The 20,964-nt window shown below is 33.5% G+C and carries 19 protein-coding genes, 1 other RNA gene and 1 other annotated feature; of the genes, 10 read left to right on the forward strand and 10 right to left on the reverse strand.

Annotation, left to right across the window (positions count from 1 at the left end):
- Positions 1-61: 61 nt before the first annotated feature.
- The gene (locus GVV10_RS00195; RefSeq protein ID WP_159518313.1) at positions 62-670 is read left to right on the forward strand and encodes a sortase; all 609 of its coding nucleotides are present in this window, start codon (positions 62-64) and stop codon (positions 668-670) included.
- An 18-nt stretch (positions 671-688) separates the two neighbouring features.
- Here the strand turns inward: GVV10_RS00195 and GVV10_RS00200 are convergent, their stop codons facing one another.
- Both GVV10_RS00200 and ffs read right to left on the reverse strand, forming a co-directional pair.
- On the reverse strand, positions 689-1,570 hold the full coding sequence (locus GVV10_RS00200; protein WP_159518315.1) for a GNAT family N-acetyltransferase: 882 nt from the start codon (positions 1,568-1,570) through the stop codon (positions 689-691).
- Between the two features lie 23 nt (positions 1,571-1,593).
- Positions 1,594-1,681: signal recognition particle sRNA small type (ffs, locus tag GVV10_RS00205), an RNA gene on the reverse strand.
- A 138-nt stretch (positions 1,682-1,819) separates the two neighbouring features.
- Between ffs and GVV10_RS00210 the strand changes: the two genes are divergently transcribed.
- Positions 1,820-2,614, forward strand: coding sequence for an HAD family hydrolase (locus tag GVV10_RS00210; protein WP_159518317.1), 795 nt, complete (start codon positions 1,820-1,822; stop codon positions 2,612-2,614).
- Between the two features lie 25 nt (positions 2,615-2,639).
- Here the strand turns inward: GVV10_RS00210 and serS are convergent, their stop codons facing one another.
- From serS to dnaA, 8 genes are all read right to left on the reverse strand, one after another.
- Positions 2,640-3,926 carry a serine--tRNA ligase gene (serS, locus tag GVV10_RS00215; protein ID WP_159518319.1) on the reverse strand — a complete coding sequence of 429 codons (1,287 nt, stop codon included), beginning with the start codon at positions 3,924-3,926 and terminating at the stop codon, positions 2,640-2,642.
- Positions 3,927-3,957: 31 nt separating this feature from the next.
- Positions 3,958-4,141: a binding site (T-box leader), on the reverse strand.
- 20 nt (positions 4,142-4,161) lie between these two features.
- A complete protein-coding gene (gyrA, locus tag GVV10_RS00220) occupies positions 4,162-6,663 on the reverse strand; it encodes a DNA gyrase subunit A (RefSeq protein ID WP_159518321.1) in 2,502 nt (833 codons plus the stop codon).
- 12 nt (positions 6,664-6,675) lie between these two features.
- On the reverse strand, positions 6,676-8,598 hold the full coding sequence (gene gyrB / locus GVV10_RS00225) for a DNA topoisomerase (ATP-hydrolyzing) subunit B (RefSeq protein ID WP_159518323.1): 1,923 nt from the start codon (positions 8,596-8,598) through the stop codon (positions 6,676-6,678).
- Positions 8,595-9,686 carry a DNA replication/repair protein RecF gene (gene recF, locus GVV10_RS00230; protein WP_159518325.1) on the reverse strand — a complete coding sequence of 364 codons (1,092 nt, stop codon included), beginning with the start codon at positions 9,684-9,686 and terminating at the stop codon, positions 8,595-8,597. The genes gyrB and recF overlap by 4 nt, the downstream gene beginning before the upstream one ends.
- Positions 9,676-9,888: an RNA-binding S4 domain-containing protein gene (locus GVV10_RS00235; protein ID WP_456236450.1), complete on the reverse strand. Its 213-nt coding sequence runs from the start codon at positions 9,886-9,888 to the stop codon at positions 9,676-9,678. The genes recF and GVV10_RS00235 overlap by 11 nt, the downstream gene beginning before the upstream one ends.
- Positions 9,889-10,106: 218 nt before the next feature.
- Positions 10,107-10,922 carry a MerR family transcriptional regulator gene (locus GVV10_RS00240; protein WP_159518329.1) on the reverse strand — a complete coding sequence of 272 codons (816 nt, stop codon included), beginning with the start codon at positions 10,920-10,922 and terminating at the stop codon, positions 10,107-10,109.
- A gap of 118 nt (positions 10,923-11,040) precedes the next feature.
- On the reverse strand, positions 11,041-12,159 hold the full coding sequence (gene dnaN / locus GVV10_RS00245; protein WP_159518331.1) for a DNA polymerase III subunit beta: 1,119 nt from the start codon (positions 12,157-12,159) through the stop codon (positions 11,041-11,043).
- A gap of 188 nt (positions 12,160-12,347) precedes the next feature.
- Complete coding sequence (dnaA, locus tag GVV10_RS00250) at positions 12,348-13,715, reverse strand: chromosomal replication initiator protein DnaA (RefSeq protein WP_159518333.1); 1,368 nt, start codon at positions 13,713-13,715, stop codon at positions 12,348-12,350.
- 525 nt (positions 13,716-14,240) lie between these two features.
- Here dnaA and rpmH point away from each other — a divergent pair.
- From rpmH to GVV10_RS00290, 8 genes are all read left to right on the forward strand, one after another.
- Entirely contained in the window at positions 14,241-14,375 is a 135-nt protein-coding gene (gene rpmH / locus GVV10_RS00255) for a 50S ribosomal protein L34 (protein WP_159518335.1), read from the forward strand.
- Positions 14,376-14,409: 34 nt separating this feature from the next.
- Complete coding sequence (rnpA, locus tag GVV10_RS00260; RefSeq protein WP_159518337.1) at positions 14,410-14,736, forward strand: ribonuclease P protein component; 327 nt, start codon at positions 14,410-14,412, stop codon at positions 14,734-14,736.
- Between the two features lie 26 nt (positions 14,737-14,762).
- On the forward strand, positions 14,763-15,605 hold the full coding sequence (gene yidC, locus GVV10_RS00265) for a membrane protein insertase YidC (RefSeq protein ID WP_159518340.1): 843 nt from the start codon (positions 14,763-14,765) through the stop codon (positions 15,603-15,605).
- A gap of 16 nt (positions 15,606-15,621) precedes the next feature.
- A complete protein-coding gene (locus tag GVV10_RS00270; RefSeq protein WP_159518342.1) occupies positions 15,622-16,236 on the forward strand; it encodes a Jag family protein in 615 nt (204 codons plus the stop codon).
- A 67-nt stretch (positions 16,237-16,303) separates the two neighbouring features.
- A complete protein-coding gene (pth, locus tag GVV10_RS00275) occupies positions 16,304-16,849 on the forward strand; it encodes an aminoacyl-tRNA hydrolase (RefSeq protein ID WP_159518344.1) in 546 nt (181 codons plus the stop codon).
- A complete protein-coding gene (mfd, locus tag GVV10_RS00280) occupies positions 16,846-20,250 on the forward strand; it encodes a transcription-repair coupling factor (protein ID WP_159518346.1) in 3,405 nt (1,134 codons plus the stop codon). Before pth ends, mfd begins: the two co-directional genes overlap by 4 nt.
- A complete protein-coding gene (locus tag GVV10_RS00285) occupies positions 20,240-20,488 on the forward strand; it encodes an RNA-binding S4 domain-containing protein (RefSeq protein ID WP_159518348.1) in 249 nt (82 codons plus the stop codon). The genes mfd and GVV10_RS00285 overlap by 11 nt, the downstream gene beginning before the upstream one ends.
- Before the next feature lie 84 nt (positions 20,489-20,572).
- Complete coding sequence (locus GVV10_RS00290; RefSeq protein ID WP_159518350.1) at positions 20,573-20,896, forward strand: septum formation initiator family protein; 324 nt, start codon at positions 20,573-20,575, stop codon at positions 20,894-20,896.
- Positions 20,897-20,964 lie beyond the last annotated feature (68 nt).

A 20,964-nucleotide genomic window follows, 5' to 3' on the forward strand; every position in this document is an offset into this window, starting at 1 on the left:
CATGTGTCGTTATCATTGTAATTAGTTTTCCTATCTACTATAATTAAACTAAGGTGATTTTATGACAAAAAACAATAGAAAAAGAAGTATTTTAGGTGTATTAGGTACCGTATTAATGATTGCTGGTTTAGGATTCATCGCATGGGATTTAGGAACAACTTATCTCGAACGAAAATCAATAGAAAAAGAGATGCAAGATTTCTTTAATGCACCACTCTTAACGGATGAGGCAAGTATGCCCGATGAAGCCAGTGATAAAGATTTATGGGGAATGATTCAAATAGATAAACTTGATATTAACTTTCCTATCATTAAGTCCAATGACTGGTCTTACCTTAGTCGCTATCTAGTTGCATGGGAAGAATCAACTAATCCTCCAGGTGAAGGGAATTTCTCAATAGCAGGACATAATGGTCGATGCGCAAGTTGTGTCTTTAGGAACTTTGAAAAACTTGATAAAGGCGATGAAGTACGACTTGTTGACAAAGAAAATGTCTATACTTATAAAATATATGATATCTTTGAAGTCTTTCATACTGATACTTCTGTATTAAATGAAACAAAAGGAAAGACAACGATAACATTAGTGACGTGTACAGAACAAACAACTTATGATGAGTATCGAACAATTGTTAAAGGTGAACTCATAAAAACAGAACCAAAGAATTAAAAAATAACAGCATAGCTGTTATTTTTTTGTGTTTTTCTTCATTTTAATATGTTTAATACCCGCATCAAGGTAAATCTCACCAAACATCTCAAATCCGTTCTTTTCATAAAATGGAACTGCATTGACTTGAGCACCTAATATAACTTCATTAAATCCTTGATTTTCTGCTTGACGTATTGCATAAGTCACTAACTTTGTTCCTATATCTAAACCTCTTTGACTTTTAAGGACTGTTAAACGGCCCAAAACTAACGTATCTTTTTGAATAAGCAATCGCATTGTTCCCACGATTTCATCATCAACAAGCGCCCCAATATGTTTAACATCCTTACGCCCTGGTTCATCATACTGATCGAACTCCTCTTCGAGCGACACTCCCTGTTCTTCTACAAAGACTTTGATCCGTAAGCAATGATAATCATCCATATATTTATCATTAAGTTCTTTAACAAAAACTTTTTCTTTTCTTTTTTTCATAAAATATTCCTTAATCAGTGATTCTGACTCCTCTTTTAACACACCAGAGCGAACGATAGGATAATGATTTAAATAATCATAGTTATTAAGACGACTCATAAAGCCCATCTTATGATCAGTCGCTGCATATACAATTTTTCTAATTCGTGATTGTTGAATGGCACCGCTACACATCATGCAAGGTTCTAGTGTAACGTAGAGAGTACACTCTGATAATCTCCAACTACCTAATAATTTGTTCGCTTCCTTGATGACTTCAATCTCAGCATGACTAATCGATGATTGTTTACTTTCACGCATATTATGACCCATTGCAATAACTTGGTCTTGATAAACAATCACTGCACCGACAGGAACTTCATCACTATCATATGCTTTAAAAGCTTCCTGTAGTGCCAAGTTCATATATATTTCGTCATTCATTCAATCACCCCTTTTAAATATAAAAAAAGGTCACTACACACATAAGAGCTAAATTAAGGCTGCTGTGTTCCCACCCTGACCTGGTTCTTTAGAATATGTTGTAGTGACAAGTATAATTATATCAAATACTACTCAAAATGCAACTAATAACGATGCTTTCTTTAATGTTTCACATGAAACATTAGTCTTCAAATTGCTTAAATTTCGTTCTCATACTATAATGTTTCATGTGAAACATCAGGAGGTAATATGATTAAATTATTTGTTAGTGATATGGATGGTACATTTTTAGATGAAAACTCCCAAGTTCCCAAAGATTTTGAACAATTTCTAGATGAAATTGAGAATAATGATAAACACTTTGTTTTGGCCAGTGGTCGTTCTTTGTATAATATGAAAGATAAAGTAAAGGATTATCAACACAGATTAGATTTTGTATCTGATAACGGAGCGTTTGTTTCGGTCAATGGCCAAACAATTTATAAAAATGTTATGGATAAAGGGATAATTCATGAGTTAATCGCTTTTGGACTTACTCTACCAAACACATCAATCATTTTAATTGGTGAACACAAAGCATATGTTAAAGCAGCTAGCCGTGATCATGATGTCTATCTCAATGAATATTATCATGGCTATGAAGCTCTCGATTCTTTGCATCATGTTGACCAGGAAATTGTTAAAGTAACCTATCTTAATACTAACGATATGCATGAATACTATTACGATAGAATCCATCCGAAGTTTGAAAATGACGTTAACATTGTTTTAGCGGGTGAAGTATGGGTTGATGCCATGAATCCAGGAATTAATAAAAAAAGTGGTTTAGATTATATTGTAGAGCATTATAATCTTAAGTATGATGAAATCGCAGCATTCGGTGACTATCACAATGATATTGATATGTTAAAAGCAGTCGGACATTCCTTTGCTGTTAGCAATGCTCATCCAGATGTCATTGAAATCGTAGACGAAATCATTGGGTCAAATAAAGATAATGCTGTCTTAAACACTATAAGAAGCCTTATTCATGAAAAAGGTTAACTGCCATTAACAGTTAACCTTTTTTTTATTTTCTTTTGATTATTTCTTCTTTGAACCCCATATATGGTTGTAATGGTTTTGGAATATTAATATTTCCATTTTCTAACAAATGGTTCTCTAAGAAAGCAATCAGCATTCTTGGTGGTGCAACCACAGTATTATTTAGTGTGTGTGCATAAATATTTCCATCATCAGTTTTAATTCTAATCTTTAAACGTCTTGCTTGAGCATCCGTTAGATTAGAGCAGCTTCCTACTTCAAAGAATTTATTTTGACGTGGACTCCATGCTTCAACATCAACACTCTTATGTTTTAAGTCTGCTAAATCACCTGAACAGCATTCCAAGACACGAACAGGTATATCTAGTGTTTCGAAAAATTCGACCGTGTTTTTATATAATTCTTCGAAATAGCGAGTACTGTCGTCAGGATGACAAACAATGACCATTTCTTGTTTCTCAAATTGATGGATTCGATAAACGCCACGTTCTTCAATGCCGTGTGCCCCAACTTCTTTTCTGAAGCATGGTGAGTAACTCGTTAGTTTATGGGGTAAGTCATTACCATCAACAATCGTGTCAATATACTTACCAATCATTGAATGTTCACTTGTTCCGATTAGATACAAGTCCTCACCTTCGATTTTATACATCATATTTTCCATTTCTTCAAAACTCATGACTCCTTCAACAACATTTGAATGAATCATAAACGGTGGAATAACATAATCATAACCTTTATCGATCATAAAGTCTCTGGCATAGGTTGTAACTGCCGAGTGTAAACGTGCAATTTCTTTTTGTAAGTAATAAAATCCTGCCCCACTTACTTTACGAGCACTATCTAAGTCAATCCCTTCAAATGATTCCATAATATCAACATGATAAGGTATTTCATAACCTTTTTCTTCATAACTTCCAACACGGTATAATTCTACATTTTCTGTATCATCAACACCAATTGGAACATCATCTGCAATTAAATTAGGGATGTTTTTCATAAGTGTTTGGATTTGTTCAAACAATGGATCTTCAGCCTCTTCAATTCTTTTTAGTTCATCTGCAAAATCTTGGACCTTTTGTTTGACTTCATTCGCTTCATCAAGTTTTTTCTCGCGCATTAGGGTTCCAATTTCTTTACTTAATGAATTTCTTTGACCTCTTAAATAATCTGCACGAGTTTTTAATTCTCGGTATTTTGTATCAAGTTCTCTAATTTCATCCACAGAATCAATTTTTTCTTCTTGAAATTTTTTCTTTAAATTTTCTTTAATAATCTCTGGATTATCTCTAAACAACTGAATATCTAACATATTATTCCTCCTTAGAATAAAAAAAACACCCTTGAGGGACGATAAAATCGTGGTGCCACCCTTTTTCATATGTTTCACATGAAACATATCTTTACACTGATAACGGTAGTATCCGGATCCTCTCCAGGGTGGAATTGCAGTTAGTTAGAATGATTCACACCTACCATCATCTCTCTGTACTAACGCCCTGCATTATTCCCTTTCATTGAGTTTATTAAATTATATCATTTTTCTTTTACTTGTCAATTTCAACTGTGTCTTCGTTTTCATTGTTTTCAGAAAGCAGATTTTCATCATCCAATTCTTCTTCAGCCGCTAAAACTGTTGTGGAAGCGACAAAGTCACCATCTGAAAGGTTAAATATCCGAACTCCCATTGTTGAGCGACCATACTTACCGATATTATCAACTGAAATCCGAATCATACTTCCTTGATCTGACATTAAGAGTAACTCTTCGTCACCATTAATCGCTCTAAGAGCTGCTAAGTTACCATTGCGTTCATTCACAATGATTGTATTAACACCTTTAGCACCTCGCTTAGTCTTGCGGTACTCCGTCAAGTCAGTACGTTTACCATATCCATTTTCAGTGATGGATAAAATTTCAAGTCCTTCTCGATCTGTTGAAGCACCAACAACTGAATCTTCGTCTTCAAGACTAAAGCCAATAACACCTGAAGCTGTCCGTCCCATGACACGAACGTCATCTTCTAAAAAGCGAACTGCTTTCCCATTACTTGCTCCAATAATAATTTCATTTTCACCAGTTGTTAATCGAACTGTGTAAAGCTCATCATCTTCTTTTAAGGATATTGCAATTTTACCATTACGACGAATCGAGTCAAACTCTTCCAACGCTACTCGTTTAACAATTCCTTTACGTGTTACAAAGAAAGCAAATTTAGAGTCATCTTCTTGTGAAACTTTTACCAAGCTTGATACAGTTTCATCTTCATCAAGTTCGATTAAGTTTACCACTGGAACACCTTTTGATGTACGACTAGCTTGTGGGATATTAAATCCGCGTAAGCGATAAACTTTCCCTTTGTTTGTAAAGATTAGTAAATAGTCGTGTGTCGACATTGCTAGAATCTGTTCAACAACATCATCATCAAATGTGGAAATGCCTCGAACACCCTTACCACCCCTGTTTTGAACATTGAATGAATCAAGAACTGTACGCTTGATATAACCATTCTGTGTAAGAGCAATAACAATTTCTTCTTCTGGAATTAAATCTTCATCGAGCATATCAATATCAGCATCACTGATGACTGAACGACGATCATCACCAAATTTATCTTTAATTTCTAATAATTCTTCTTCAATGATTGATAGTAAACGAGCATGATTTGCTAAAATATCTTTTAAATCTAAAATAACAGCTAATATTTCTTGATATTCAGATTCTAATTTTTCTTGCTCTAAACCTGTCAATCGACGAAGACGCATATCTAAGATAGCTTTAGATTGCAATTCTGTCAGACCAAATCGCTCTAATAAACGATTTCCTGCTTCATTATCATCTTTAGACGAACGAATTATTTCAATGACTTCATCAATATTATCTAAAGCAATAATTAAGCCTTCTAAAATATGAGCACGTTTTTCAGCACGATCCAAATCAAATTGAGTTCTTCGTGTGATAATTTCAATTTGATGGTCAAGATATAGACTGAGTGAATCTTTCAAACTTAATAATTTAGGTTTATTATCAACTAGCGCAAGCATATTTACACCAAAGGAACTTTGTAAAGCAGTTAAACGATATAACTGATTCATAACAACTTCAGCTTGAACATCTTTTCTGAGTTCGATAATAATTTTAATTCCTTCTCGATTTGATTCATCTCTTAAATCCGTGATGCCATCAATTGCTTTTTCTCTAACTAATTCCGCAATCTTTTCAACCAGATTTGCTTTATTTACTTGGTATGGAATTTCTGTAATTGTAATTTTTGTTTTTCCATTCGGCATTTCTTTGATATCTGATTTTGCACGCATTACAACAGATCCACGTCCTGTTTCAAATGCACGTTTTATTCCACTACGGCCTAAGATATAAGCCCCAGTTGGGAAATCTGGTCCTTGAATGTGGTTTTCCATTAATTCTAATGTTGTTATTTCTGAATTGTACATTAAAGCAATTGTTGCATCGATTATTTCACCTAAGTTATGTGGTGGAATATTCGTCGCCATTCCAACCGCAATCCCTGTTCCTCCATTAACAAGTAGATTAGGGAATCGTGATGGCATAACACTGGGTTCATTTTCTTCACCATCATAGTTTGGAACGAAGTCAACTGTATCTTTATTAATGTCTCTTAATAATTCCATCGATATCTTGGACATACGTGCTTCCGTATAACGCATCGCAGCTGCACCATCACCATCAATCGAACCAAAGTTACCATGCCCTTGAACAAGCATATAACGATATGAAAAGTCTTGAGCCATACGCACCATTGAGTTATAAACAGCACTATCACCATGAGGGTGATACTTACCAATGACTTCCCCGACAATACGAGCTGACTTTTTAAATGGTTTATCACTTGTCATTCCTAGATCAAACATCGCAAATAAAATACGACGGTGAACTGGTTTTAAACCATCTCTGACATCTGGGAGTGCTCTAGAAACAATAACTGACATTGCATAATCTAAAAACGACGTTTTCATTTCATCTGCAATGTTAATCTCTTTTATACGATCAAAATTTGCATTTTCTTCCATTAATTCATCCTCCTAGATATCTAAGTTCTTAACATATTGGGCATTTGTTTCAATAAATTCACGACGTGGCGCTACTTCATCACCCATTAAAATTTCAAAGACTGAATCTGCTTCCATAGCGTCTTCGATATTTACTTTAATTAAAGTACGTGTTTCAGGATCCATGGTAGTTTCCCATAATTGTTCAGGGTTCATTTCTCCAAGTCCTTTATAGCGTTGAACGTTATGACGTTCTCCATACTCTTCTTTCAATTCCTCAAGTTCTTCTTCAGCATAAGCATAATCAAACTTGTTACCGCGTGAAATTTTATACAATGGTGGTTGAGCAATATAAACATAACCATTTTCTATCAATGGTCTTAAGAATCGATAAAAGAAGGTTAAGAGTAATGTTCGGATGTGAGCACCATCAACGTCAGCATCCGTCATAATAATAATTTTATGATAGCGTAATTTATCCAAATCAAGTTCATCTGCAACACCTGTTCCAAATGCTGTGATCATCATCCTAATTTCATTATTTTCAAAAATTCGATGAACACGTGATTTTTCAACGTTAATAACTTTACCTCGAAGTGGTAAAATAGCTTGAAAACTACTATCTCTACCCTGCTTAGCACTTCCACCAGCAGAGTCACCCTCCACGATATAGATTTCAGATTCTGCGGGATTTCTATTTGAGCAGTCTGCCAATTTACCTGGAAGTGATGAGACTTCTAAGGCTCCTTTACGACGTGTTAATTCACGTGCGTTTTTTGCAGCTACACGAGCTTTTGACGCAACTTTCGCTTTTTCAATAATGATTTTAGCTTCATCTGGATGTTCCATTAAGAAACGATCTAATTGAGCGCCAAATACACTCGAAACAATTCGACGTACTTCACTATTTCCTAGTTTGGTTTTCGTTTGTCCTTCATATTGTGGATCAGGATGTTTAACAGAGATAATGGCCGTCAACCCTTCTCTAACATCATCACCTTGGAAGTTTTCTTCATCTTTTTTAAGTAAGTTATTATCACGGGCATAATTATTAATCACACGTGTTAAAGCAAGACGGAATCCATCTTCATGAGTCCCACCTTCTTGTGTATTAATATTGTTACAGAAAGAATAAATATTTGGAACAAAGCCATCGTTATATTGCATTGAAACTTCGACCATAATATTTTCTTCTTCTCCATCAACATAAACAATTTCTTCATGAATTGGATTTTTGTTCTTATTCATGAATTGGATATATTCTTGAAGTCCATTTTCATATTGAAATACTTGAATTTTTTCGTCTTCTTTTTCAATTCTTTGATCAACAAAAACAATACGAATTCCTTTGTTTAAAAATGCCATTTGGCGTAGTCGGTCTCTAAGTATGTCGTGAGAAAATTCTGTGGTTTCAGTGAAAATGCTCGCATCTGGTTTAAAACTTACATGCGTACCTTTTTCGACTGTTGCACCTCGTTCTTCAATTGGGACAACAATCTCTCCACCATTTTCAAACCGAACATAGTATTCGATGCCATCAATAAATGAGCGTACTTCTAAAAATTCAGAGAGCGCATTAACAACTGAAGCTCCAACACCATGAAGTCCTCCAGAAACTTTATAAGCGCCTCCACCAAATTTTCCACCTGCATGAAGCACAGTAAAAATGGTTTCTAATGTCGATACACCTGTTTTTTCATGAACTCCAATTGGAATTCCACGTCCATTGTCTTTGACATAAATAATATTATCTTTATCAACTTCAACAACAATCTCACTCGCATAGCCTGCCAGCGCCTCATCGATTGCATTATCAACAATTTCCCATACTAAATGGTGCAATCCCCTTGATGATGTTGTTCCAATATACATTCCTGGTCGTTTACGAACAGCTTCTAATCCTTCTAGAACCTGTATATCATCTGACGTGTACGAATGTTCAACTTTGTTATTCATGCACTAACCTCCTCATTTATTCTACCTTGCACAACTGTAAATACTGATACATCTTCTTTTTGAGAAACAAACTCTACATCTGTTGTTGTCACAAATACTTGCATTCTTGGATCAAGTGTCTTTAAAACCATCGCTCGCTTTTCTTTATCTAATTCTGAAAACAAATCATCAAGACAAAGAATTGGAAATTCATGATCCTTAGCCACAATCATATCGACAAGTGCTAATTTATAAGCAAGAATTATCAATCGTTTTTGACCTTGCGATGCGACATCAACAACCATGTTACCATTCATCTTAAATACAAAATCATCTCGATGTATTCCTACATGAGTCATTTTAAAATCAAGATCGCGTTGTAAACTTTGGTTCATTTTCCCACGCAAATCATCTTTTATATTTTCCATATTAGTGCATGTTGATCGATATTCAAGTTCTATTGAAGCTTGGCTACCACTTAAAAATTTATATTTTTCATCAACAATTGGTTCTAATTTTTTAATCATTGCTTGACGAGACTTAATAATGTACTCTGATTCTTCAATCAATGATTCAGTTAATATACTAAGATAATCGGTATCAATAGTGTGTGTTTTCAAATATGCATTTCTTTCGCTTAAAATTTTACTTGCCTGACTTAAACGATGCATATACATTTTTGACATCTTTCCTAATTCAAAATCAATTTCCCTTCGACGCTTTTTAGGGGTATTACTGAAAAATTGTAAATCATCTGGATTAAATAACACGACATTGCAGTAACCAATAAAGTCACTCATTAATGAACATGCTTTTTGATTCACTTCAAAATACTTTCCTTGATTGCTAATAACAGCTTGAAGCTGATATGTTTCTTCTTTACGCTTCAAAAGCGCATCAACCCTAGCAAATCCTTTTGAATCTTCAAGCAAACCTAAATCATTCCCTAAACGAAATGATCGTCCTGATGATAAATAAACAATCGACTCAATAAAATTAGTTTTACCTTGTCCATTATTACCAACAAGAATATTAAGATTATTCTTAAACTCTAATTCAACCTGATTAAGATTACGAAACTGACGAAGTTTAATCTTCTCAATTTTCATTGATACCATTGACTGTGTAACGAGTACCGTTAATCACAACAACGTCATCATTGTATAATTTTCGACCACGACGATTATCTTCTTCGCCATTGACTTGAATCGAAAAAGTATTAATTAAGTGTTTCGCTTCACCACCTGAATTAACATAATCTTTTAACTTTAAAAATTGTCCTAAAGTGATATGAGCTTCTTGTTTTTTCATAATAACCATCCTTTTTCACACTCTCATATTATACTACAAATCGTGAAAAATTTCATCTTTAGCAGTCCCAATACGAAAAAAAAGTTTTATTTCACAAGCTTGTTAAAACAAAGTCTATAAACGGTAATACTAATTTTATCTTATCGTTCATTATCGTCAAACGTTCGGTAATAAAAAAGGATTGATTTTTGCTTTTAACAAATAATCAATCCGCATTTTTATTTTTTCTTTATTGGGTAACACACTTCCGTAATCCATTCATTGGGATCAGGATTTTGTGCTGGACTAACAATGTATATATTAAACATCGCTCCAGCAAATTCATAACCATTATTTTCGATCCAATGACCCATTGTGTGGGCAACATCTGTCATCGTGTTGTAGCTTCCCTTCATAATAACTGAAGCAACCTCTACACTTGGCATCATTTTACATTTTACATTATCAGTTTCTTGAATTTCTGATACGATTGATACTTGAATTTCTACATCAACATCCTGTTCTTTGTAGGTTTTATCATGAAATATAGCACATGAAATACTTGGATTAGCCATCTCAAACTTTTGATGTTTTAGGTCTTGGAACATTACTTCCCAAAGTTTGCCTTCATCTTCATACTTTTCAAGTGTATCCCTTGTACTCATCACCAAACGTTCTGGAATCGTCTTTACATTAACAACTAAACTCATATCACTGTCTCCTTCTAATTTTGACATCAAACTATCAAGAAGCTTTAAACGATGCTCTAACGCCCTCTTATCGTCTTTCAACGTTTTCTTTTGCACTTCAAAAAGAGATTGAAGTAATTGCTTATTATCGTCATTATCAACAATATCCCGGATTGCATGACTCCCAAATCCCAAATCACGCAGGTTCACGATAAGTGATGTTGTTAAAAGTTGTGAGGCTTTATAATAACGATAACCATTTGATTCATCAATAAAGTAAGGCTTTAAAATATCTTCCTCATCGTAGTATCTCAACATTCGAATACTAATTCTTGAAAGTTTAGAAAAATCACCAATTTTTATCATATATGACATTCCTTTCTTTGAGCTCAATTCCATTATAAAGGCTCACACCGTGGTAGAGTCAATAAATAAAAGGTGAACTTTTATAAAAGTTCACCTTAGAAACTATTATTTAAAACAATTAGTCAAACGTTCTAACTGGTAAAACGAGTTGTAAAATTGAATCATCTTTTGAATCAATTAAAACAAACGCTTGCATCTCACCCACAAATTTAATTAAAATCTCATCATGTTTAAATGATTTCAACGCTTCCATCATATAACGGCCACTAAATGAAATCTTTAAAAAACCACCTTTATATTCAATAGGATTTAAGACTTCTTGAGACGACCCAATTTCTTGAGATTTAGAACTTAATTCAATAGTATCTTGACTTGCTTCTAATTTAACTGTCCAATACCCTTCACTCTTTAAAAATGAAGAACGATCAATCGCAGTAATAAAATGACTTTTACTAATCAGTAATTCAAAGCCAAATTCACTTGGAATTAAACGATTGACATCAGGGAAAATACCATCAATCAAACGTGATTGAATCAAAGTATCTTCAACATAGAATTGAACCAATTTATCTGATACAGCAATCTCAACATCATTACCATCTTGAATTGATTTAGCTACTTCATATAAATTTGAAGCAGGGACTGAAATATTGAAATCCATTTCCACGCCTAAATCAACAACCTTTTTAGCTAAACGATAACTATCAGTTGCTACACAGTGTAATAAATTTCCATCAGTCTTAAAATTAACACCTGTAAAAATTGGGCGATCCTCACTTGTCGAACAAACAAATGCCGTTTGATCAATCACTTCTTTTAACGTGCGACCCGGTACTTTAAAACTTGCTTCAGGCTTTGTGAAATCAATGTTTGGATATAAATCAGACTTACTTCCATTAATCATATATTCAGCATGATTACCACTAATTCTTGTCAGTGCACCATCAATGATTTCTAAATGAATAATATCGCTATCTAATTTTCTAACAGATTCTAAAATATAACGAGACTCTAAAACAACACTACCTTCTTCTGAAATATTAAGTTCATTATCTTTCGATGCATAAATAGTTTCTTTAATACTAATGTTTGAATCACTTGCAATTAAAGTCAATGCATCATTTCTAAGATCAAATTTGATTCCTGATAAAATTGGTAAAGGTGAAAAAGTTGAAGATGCTCTACCAACTGAAGATAGTACTTTATGTAGTGATGTTTTTTTGATACTAAATTTCATAAGGACCTCCAATGTAGTTTATGTAATTATAACATAAATTGAAACACGCATGTGTTATATATAATACTTATTTAATGAATTAATACTATTAGGCACTGTGGATTCGTGGACAAAACTCTAATAACGCATTGTTAAAGGTTATTATGATGTTTTTACAGTGTGGATAGAATGTTTAACAGTGGGGATAATTACAAGATTTTATTTTCTATTTCATAGATTGCTTTAGCGAGCAATTGATCAGTTTTTAATAGCTTTTCAATCTTGTCACATGAATTTATAATCGTTGAATGGTCTCTTCCACCAAAATCTTCACCAATCTTATTGTAGGGAAGATCTAAATGTTTTCGACATAAGTAAATGGCAATATGTCGCGCATTCGCAATGGCCTTCGTTCGAGATTTTGAAACAAGCTGGGCTTGAGTTAATCCATAATAATCAGAAACAATCCGTTTAATTGTTCGAGTATCCAAATCCTTAGAGTGGATAGGTTCCCCGCCAGTTTTAAATGCATTCATCGCAATCGTAATATCAATATGCTCATAACGAGAAAACTCAATTGAATAAAAGAGTAATCGATTCAAAGCACCTTCTAGCATCCTGACATCTTTAGAAAAATTAGCGGCAATATAATGCAGCACATCATCGTCAAAGAGTGACATATCAATGCCTTCGTTTTTAATTTTAACTTCAAGGATAGCCAGTGAAGTTTCGAACTCTGGAGAGTCGACACCAACAGATAAACCTGATGAGAAGCGACTAATTAAGCGATCTTCTAGACCTTTTATCTCAGTTGGTAAACGGTCACTGGTAATAACAATTTGCTTTCGGTTATAGATTAATTCATTAAAGATATGGAAGAAAATCTCGTGAGATTTCTCTTTACCAGCTAAGAACTGAATATCATCAATTAATAAGACATCGAGTTGGTACATTTCTTCTTTAAAGACTTCGATCGAACCACTTGCAATCGTGCTTGCAACTTTCCGAACAAAATCAGAACTTGATGTGTAGAGTACTTTAGCGTTGGGATTGAGTTTTTTAATATAGTTTCCTATAGCATTTAGTAAATGAGTTTTTCCTAAACCTGAATTACCATATATAAATAAGGGTGTATAAAATTGCCCAGGTCGATAAGCACATCCAAGTGCAGCAGAATGACTTTCTTTATTACTTGGTCCAACAACAAAGTTATCAAAGGTCTGCTGAGGGTTCACCCCATCATTTCTTAGAACTTTATTTTGAACAACAACAGGTTTTTGAACTTCTTGATGGACAATATCTTCTTTAAATTCACTTTCGAGGAAAATTTCACAGGCGATGTCTTCTTTTTCTAATACTGAATTCAATGTATTTGAAATAATTGGCATTTCTTCTGACAAAATAATCTTTTGTAAGTACGTTGGAACTAAAATTATAGCTTTCGTATCATTTAAAGAAGCGAGTCGGGATTCTTCAAAGTAAGTTTTATAGATTGGTTCATCAAAATGATTACTATCTTTGATGGATCTTTTGACATTTCCCCAAACGTCTTCTAAATAAAATTGCAATGTTGACATTTTTCACTTCTCCTTTAGTTCTATAATAGCAAATTAAAAAGACATTTCCATTGCTAAAAAAGATACCAACACCTTATCCACAAACATTAACATTGTAAAAAGGCTTATATAGTGGATATATAATAGTTTTCCACAGTTATCCACAAAATTTGGAATGTTTATAACTTGTGGATAAGTTTAAATTGTCCACAGTCATGTTGATAGTTTTTATGAAGAGGAAAAACAAACAAGTTATACAGTAAGTGTCAACAGATAAAAATGGCTTGTATAAAGGTTAAAATGGTGTTATTAACATTTCCACAAAATGTTGATAACTCATGTTGAAAATGGTGTTAATTAGTCGTGGATATGTTTTTTTATCAAAAAAAATATGGAAACGAGTAAACACAGTTATCCACAAAGACGATTGAGAGTAATCCACACTTTAAATTAAACAAATTATGAGATAAAATTGACATTTTGCTCTATATCTTATATACTTTTAAAGCATTTACTCTTGTATAAAGAATTGGAGGTGCTTTTCATATGAAAAGAACATATCAACCGAGTAAAAGGAAACATCAAAAAACTCATGGTTTTAGAGCGCGCATGAAAACTTCAAGCGGTCGTCGCGTCGTTGCCCGTCGTCGTAAAAAAGGAAGAAAAGAATTAACAGCGTAAATGGTCACCCTAGCGGGTGACTTTTTTTAAAAATATGAAAAAAAAATATAGAATTAAAGACAGTAGTGAATTCGATCAAATTATTCAAAAACGACGCTATAAAGCTTCAAAGTCTTACACAATTTATATTAAAGAAAAATCTGAAGATAATGCGCGTTATGGTATCGCTGTATCAAAGAAATTAGGGAATGCTGTTGTAAGAAATAAAACGAAGCGACAAATACGGAATATGATCAAAGAAATAGACTGTCAAACACATGAATATGATTATGTAATTATGGTTAGAAGAGGATATTTTACTAAAACATTTGAAGAAAACCGAAATGACTTGGAAAAACTTATGAAAACGGTTAAAATGTAAGGTGAATGTCTAGTAAGGAGAATACGATGAAAAAGTATCAAAAACTATTATTAATTGCAGTCATATTAATTGCCCTGACTGGATGTACACAAGTTATCGATCCAAAAACAGGCCAAGTAATGACTGAGAAAATTATCTCAATTGGAGATAAATGGAATTTTGGTGAGCAAGGATGGTTTAGTGCGTTAATTGTTTGGCCTATTGCTCAGTTATTAAACTTTTTTGCAGCACGAGTTGGTGCATTAGCAGCGATTTTCATTGTTACAATTTTAATTAAATTATTAACATTGAAGTTATCGATTCAAGCAACAGTTCAACAACAAAAAATGCAGGAGATTGGACCTGCACAACAACGAATTGAAGAAAAATATCGTGGTCGTGATGATGAGCAAGCTAAAATGCAAAAAGCGAATGAACTTCAACAATTGTTTAAGAAACACAATATTAATCCACTTGGAGCATTAGGTGGAGCATTCTTACAAATTCCTATCATGATTGCGATGTATCAAGCAGTTATGCGTGCTGAGCAAATTATTAATGGTAATGTATTTGGTCAACCTTTATCAGGAACACCACTGGATGGATTTAAAACAGGAAATGCGGTTTACATTGGAATTTTCGTTTTAATGGCTTTATTCCAATTCCTATCCATGTTCTTACCACAATATTTGACAAAGAAAAAGATGAAGTCATATCAAAAACAAAGTCAACCAAAGAGTGCAAATACAATGATGTATACATCACTTGTTATGATTGTTGTACTAGCATTGCGTTGGGGTGTTGGAATGAGTTTATACTGGATGGTTACAGCATTTACTCAATTGATTCAAACACTATATATTCAAAATAAATATTCAGATCACAAATAATTAGAAAGGGGATACCATGAAGCAATATACTGCACGTACAATTGAAGATGTACTAAATGAAGTAGCATTAGAAAAAAATACGAGTGTTGAAGAGTTGACATACCATATACTAGAAGAAAAATCAGGCTTTTTAGGATTTGGTGCAAGTGTAACAGCGGAAGTTTTTGCCCCTCAAGATGTTGAAGAATTTGTTAAAGAATACTTCACAAATTTTTTCGAAGGTTTAGGACTTGAGGTAGAATGCCAAGTTGTTGCCACACGAAACAATGTGACGATTGATTTGAATGCAGAGAACAATGCAATTCTGATTGGGAAGAATGGCTCGTCCTTAAATGGCATGAGCAATCTGATTCGAAGTGTTATAAGTTCTAAGTTCAAACGTCGCTTCTATGTGAATTTTGATATTAATAGTTATAAAAAGAATCGTTATCAAAAATTAATGGCAATGGCCCAACGAGTTGCAAAGACTGTTCAAAGAACAAAAATTGATGCAGCGCTTGATCCAATGTCAAATGATGAACGTAAAGTAATTCATAAAGAGTTACAATCGATGCCGAACATTAAAACTCAAAGTGAAGGCTCGGGTCGTAATCGTCATTTAAAAATCATGTATGATGGAAATAAAGAATAGGGACACTCCTTATTCTTTATTTTTTTACCTTAAACATGCTAAAATTAAAGGTGTTTTGGAGGAAATTATGAAAGTTATAGTAGGATTAGGCAATCCAGGAAAACAATATGCAAAAACCCGACATAATGTTGGTTTTTTAGTTGTGGACGAGGTTGCTAAACGATTAAATGAAAAAGTTGAACTCAAGAAATTTAATGCGCATTATGCAGAGTTCTTTTATAATAATGAGAAAGTATTACTCATCAAACCACAAACGTATATGAATTTATCTGGGGAATCTTTGATTCAATTTGTAAATTATTACAATATTAATCCTGAAGATGTCTTGGTGATTAGCGATGATATGAATTTAGATCGTGGACGATTACGTGTTCGTTTGAAAGGAAGTTCGGGGGGACAAAAAGGAATTCAAAATATTATTGATCATTTCGGTCATAATGAATTCCCAAGGTTACGAGTTGGTATTGGAAAAAACCCTAGAATTGAAACTGTTAAATATGTTTTGGGTAAACTTGATGATGATGTAGCACTAGGAAGGGCTACAGATTTCGTTGTGGAGTATTTAGATGGTGAATCGTTGAGTACTCTCATGAACACCTATAATCAAAAATGACGTGGTTTGAAGAGTATTTAAAAAACAATGAATTGGTCAGTGCTTGGTTTCGTGGAGAAGAGTCTTTTGCACACTTGTCATTATTGCAAGAAGCTTTACTAATTGTTGGTGCAAAAGTTCAAGGAAAAAAACATCAAGTCATATTAAAAGAAAATGATCAACAGGTTTTGAACTTATACGAAATGATCTTAAGCATTGATCCAAGCATCAAAGTAAAACATTATTTACATGAAACGTCATTACGGGTAGAAGCAATTTCTCAGTCAGATGTTCTGAAGGAAGAACGTTTAAATACAATTTATGCATTGTTAGCACAAGACTATGATGTTTTAATTACTCACGCATCAGCAAGTGTTCGTAGGATATCAAAACCTGATACCTTTAAAGAACATATACTTACGCTAAATGAAGATGATGAAATCAATCGCGATGACTTGATTAAATCTTTACATAATATGGGTTACCAAAGAGTTAAGTATGTTGATAGGCCACTGTGTTTTAGTTTTAGAGGTGGTGTTTTTGACGTTTATTCTGCGAATTATTCTCATCCCATCAGAATTGAGTTTTTTGATGATCTTGTTGAAAGTATTCGCTTTTTTGATGTGAAGACTCAGCGATCAATTGCCCCACTAACCACAGCAACAATCATCTTTGCAGAGGAAGTTTTATTAACCCAAGAGGAATGTAAATCAATCACAAAGAATGCAAGAGATCAAATTAAAGATAAAGAAACACGGGATAATATGGCAATTGCTCTTGATCAATTAGAGCAAGGTATTTATGATCATACGATGTATCCTTTGCTTGCAAAATGGGAAAATTCTACCTCCATTTTAGAATTTGTGAATCTTAATGATATTTATATATCACCGATTGAATCATTCACAAAAGAATTGGAAAGTTATGTTTTAGACAGTGATTTGTTTATCAGTGAGCAAACAAGTTTGCATCAACTTGTTAAATTTAACGATCTGTTTATCGACATTAAACCCACCTTAAATAATTCAATATCTGTGTATGAATTCCAAGGTCAAAGAGAAACATATCTTTTACCGTGGCACCAAAATCGTTTAACAATGAACAATAGTGACGATGTTTTACGTTGGTTAGAGCGTGAGAGCACCAGCAAAGTAAAAATAATTACCGTTACAGAGGATAATAAAAGCTCTCTACACGCTAGACTCGATCATTTAGGCATAGAATACAAAGAACAAGTGAATTACCCTAAAAAACCGGGTTTATATTTATTTGAGTCATCACAGGTTGTTGGTATTTCTTTTGATGACTTGGAAATTGATGTTTACAGTGCTGAAGAAATTTTAAATCACAAAGGAAAGACATTTAGATATGATAATAAATTCTTCGAAGCAGAGAACTTAGAACGTCTTCAAGACTTAGGAACCTATGATTATGTTGTGCATCGCCAATATGGTATTGGAAAATACATGGGGATAACAACAAAAAACTACGATAACATTGAAAAAGACTTCATGCGAATAATGTATAAAGATGGTGATGAGTTATTTGTACCTTTAGAAAAATTTCATCTTGTCCGTAAATACATGTCTTCAGATGCGAATGCAGTTCGTCTAAATAAATTAGGGACAGATACTTGGGAAAGAAACAAAGCAAAAGTTAAAGAAGATGTTGCTCAAATTGCGGATAAACTGATTCATATCTACTCACAGCGCCTTGAAGAGACTGGCTTTGAGTTTGAGAAAGATAACGAGTTACAAATGCAATTTGAAAAAGAATTTCCATACCCCCTCACGATTGACCAAGAAAAAGCAATTCTTGAGATTAAAAATGATATGGAAAGCAACAAACCAATGGATCGTCTTCTAAGCGGAGATGTCGGTTTTGGTAAAACTGAAGTTGCAATTCGTGCTTCATTTAAAGCAGTTATATCAGGAAAACAAGTTGTCTTTCTGTGTCCAACAACAATTCTAAGTTCACAACATTACCAAACCTTCAAAGAACGATTTGTAAACTATCCAGTAACAATTGAAGTGTTAAATCGATTTGTTTCAGATAAGAAGCAAAAAGAAATCATTGACCGTGTTAAACAAGGGAAGGTCGATATTTTAATTGGTACACACAGAGTGCTGTCAAAGGATATTGTATTCAAAGATTTAGGCTTTTTAGTGATTGATGAAGAACAACGTTTTGGTGTTGAGCATAAAGAAAGAATTAAAGAATATCGTGCAATGGTCGATGTTCTATCTTTAAGTGCTACACCAATTCCCAGAACCCTACAAATGTCTCTTATTGGTTTACGTTCCTTATCTCAACTCAATACACCTCCCCAAGATCGATTACCAGTTATGACCTATGTGATTGAGAAGAATAAAAAGACCCTGCATGACGTTATACTTAAAGAAATACGACGAGATGGTCAGGTGTTTTATCTTTACAACAATGTTAATCAAATTTATACCGTAGCAAATTCAATTTCAATGGAAATCGAAGAAGCGAAGGTTGGCGTCATACATGGTCAAATGGATCGCCATAGTATTGAAGATATAATGTTAGAGTTCATCAACAAAAATATTAATGTGCTTGTCTGTACAACAATCATTGAAACCGGGATTGATATCCCCAATGCCAATACCATGATTGTCGATAATGCCCACAAATTTGGCTTATCACAACTTTACCAAATAAAAGGACGAGTTGGACGGAGTGATCGTTTGGCTTATGCTTATTTTGTTGTACCTCAGAAAAAGAGTTTAACAGAAATTGCCACCAAACGATTACAAGCAATCAAAGAGTTTTCTCAGCTAGGTAGTGGCTATAAAATCGCAATGCGAGATTTAAGCATACGAGGTGCAGGAGAAATGTTAGGTGCTAATCAGTCAGGATTTATCGATACAGTAGGAATGGATCTCTATGTGGAATTACTTAAAGAAGCCATTGATCAGAGAAAAGGGATTCAAAAAGAAGAGAAAAAAGAAGATCTGACCATTAATTCAAGTGGCTATCTTCCAGATAATTTTACCTTTAACGATTCAGAAAAATTAGATTTTTATCAAGAAATCCAATCCATCGAAACATTAAAAGACTATGAAAACTATTACCAAAGTATTCAAGATCGTTATGGGCAGCTCCCAGAATCTGTTGAAATGTTACTCGAAAAAACACGATTAGAACTTTTCTTGAAAGATCTACGAATTGAAGCATTCCACGAAAAATATAACCATGTCGAACTTGTATTTACACAAGAATATTCTGATATTATTGATGGTGTCCATCTATTTCAGTTAATATCAGAAATGTCTTATGATATAGAAATAAAATATATAAAACAAAAAATTGTGATCATAATACCCAATAGCAACGAATGGATAAAACAAATGATTCAAATCTTAGAGGAAGTGCAGGTGAATGACAATGAGACTTGATAAATACTTGAAAGTATCACGAATTATTAAACGACGAACGATAGCAAAACAACTTGCTACTGAAGGACGCGTATTGATTGATGGTAAAGTCGCGAAGCCTTCAACAGAAGTATTTGCTGGAGATATCCTCGAAATTAATTTCGAGCATAAACGAATTTTTTGTGAAATAACCGACCTAAATCCCAAACTATTCAATAAAGATGGTATGATGTATAAACTAATTGATCACAACGCGTAAAACACTGCCAACTCTTGCAAAAAATGAGATTGTCAGTATAATTGAAGTGTAAGAATTATAAAGTAGAAAGAAGATGAACAATAAATGACACAAGCTACAATGAAGAGAAAGAAGAATCGAACTCGTAAGATTGGTCCGTTTATTGCAGGTGCAGTCGGATTAACAATCTTTGCTTTTTTCATGATGAATTCAGTAAAAGAGTTAATGACGACATTCAAATTAAATCAAGAACTTAAAGTTGTTGAGACAGAATTTGAAACACTAACAACACGTCAAAACGAATTAACATTAGAAAAAACAAAACTAGAAGATCCAACCTATGTTCAAAATTATGCACGTGGAACCCATCTTCTATCAAAATCAGAAGAGCAAGTCTTTATTTTACCTAAGAATAAAGCTAAAGAATAAACATGCATCAAGAACATTTAAATTAACATTAAAAGAGCGAAAGCTCTTTTTTTTATAAAAAAGTGTTG

The sequence above is a fragment of the Erysipelothrix urinaevulpis genome (assembly GCF_009828835.1).
GTDB classification, from domain to species: Bacteria; Bacillota_I; Bacilli_A; order Erysipelotrichales; family Erysipelotrichaceae; genus Erysipelothrix; species Erysipelothrix urinaevulpis.

What these genes read in the sequence shown, in the direction of transcription:
- GVV10_RS00195 (WP_159518313.1), top strand. Translation starts at nt 62, where the DNA reads ATGACAAAAAACAATAGAAAAAGAAGTATTTTAGGTGTATTAGGTACC.
- GVV10_RS00200 (WP_159518315.1), bottom strand. Translation starts at nt 1,570, where the DNA reads ATGAATGACGAAATATATATGAACTTGGCACTACAGGAAGCTTTTAAA.
- GVV10_RS00210 (WP_159518317.1), top strand. Translation starts at nt 1,820, where the DNA reads ATGATTAAATTATTTGTTAGTGATATGGATGGTACATTTTTAGATGAA.
- serS (WP_159518319.1), bottom strand. Translation starts at nt 3,926, where the DNA reads ATGTTAGATATTCAGTTGTTTAGAGATAATCCAGAGATTATTAAAGAA.
- gyrA (WP_159518321.1), bottom strand. Translation starts at nt 6,663, where the DNA reads ATGGAAGAAAATGCAAATTTTGATCGTATAAAAGAGATTAACATTGCA.
- gyrB (WP_159518323.1), bottom strand. Translation starts at nt 8,598, where the DNA reads ATGAATAACAAAGTTGAACATTCGTACACGTCAGATGATATACAGGTT.
- recF (WP_159518325.1), bottom strand. Translation starts at nt 9,686, where the DNA reads ATGAAAATTGAGAAGATTAAACTTCGTCAGTTTCGTAATCTTAATCAG.
- GVV10_RS00235 (WP_456236450.1), bottom strand. Translation starts at nt 9,888, where the DNA reads ATGAAAAAACAAGAAGCTCATATCACTTTAGGACAATTTTTAAAGTTA.
- GVV10_RS00240 (WP_159518329.1), bottom strand. Translation starts at nt 10,922, where the DNA reads ATGATAAAAATTGGTGATTTTTCTAAACTTTCAAGAATTAGTATTCGA.
- dnaN (WP_159518331.1), bottom strand. Translation starts at nt 12,159, where the DNA reads ATGAAATTTAGTATCAAAAAAACATCACTACATAAAGTACTATCTTCA.
- dnaA (WP_159518333.1), bottom strand. Translation starts at nt 13,715, where the DNA reads ATGTCAACATTGCAATTTTATTTAGAAGACGTTTGGGGAAATGTCAAA.
- rpmH (WP_159518335.1), top strand. Translation starts at nt 14,241, where the DNA reads ATGAAAAGAACATATCAACCGAGTAAAAGGAAACATCAAAAAACTCAT.
- rnpA (WP_159518337.1), top strand. Translation starts at nt 14,410, where the DNA reads ATGAAAAAAAAATATAGAATTAAAGACAGTAGTGAATTCGATCAAATT.
- yidC (WP_159518340.1), top strand. Translation starts at nt 14,763, where the DNA reads ATGAAAAAGTATCAAAAACTATTATTAATTGCAGTCATATTAATTGCC.
- GVV10_RS00270 (WP_159518342.1), top strand. Translation starts at nt 15,622, where the DNA reads ATGAAGCAATATACTGCACGTACAATTGAAGATGTACTAAATGAAGTA.
- pth (WP_159518344.1), top strand. Translation starts at nt 16,304, where the DNA reads ATGAAAGTTATAGTAGGATTAGGCAATCCAGGAAAACAATATGCAAAA.
- mfd (WP_159518346.1), top strand. Translation starts at nt 16,846, where the DNA reads ATGACGTGGTTTGAAGAGTATTTAAAAAACAATGAATTGGTCAGTGCT.
- GVV10_RS00285 (WP_159518348.1), top strand. Translation starts at nt 20,240, where the DNA reads ATGAGACTTGATAAATACTTGAAAGTATCACGAATTATTAAACGACGA.
- GVV10_RS00290 (WP_159518350.1), top strand. Translation starts at nt 20,573, where the DNA reads ATGACACAAGCTACAATGAAGAGAAAGAAGAATCGAACTCGTAAGATT.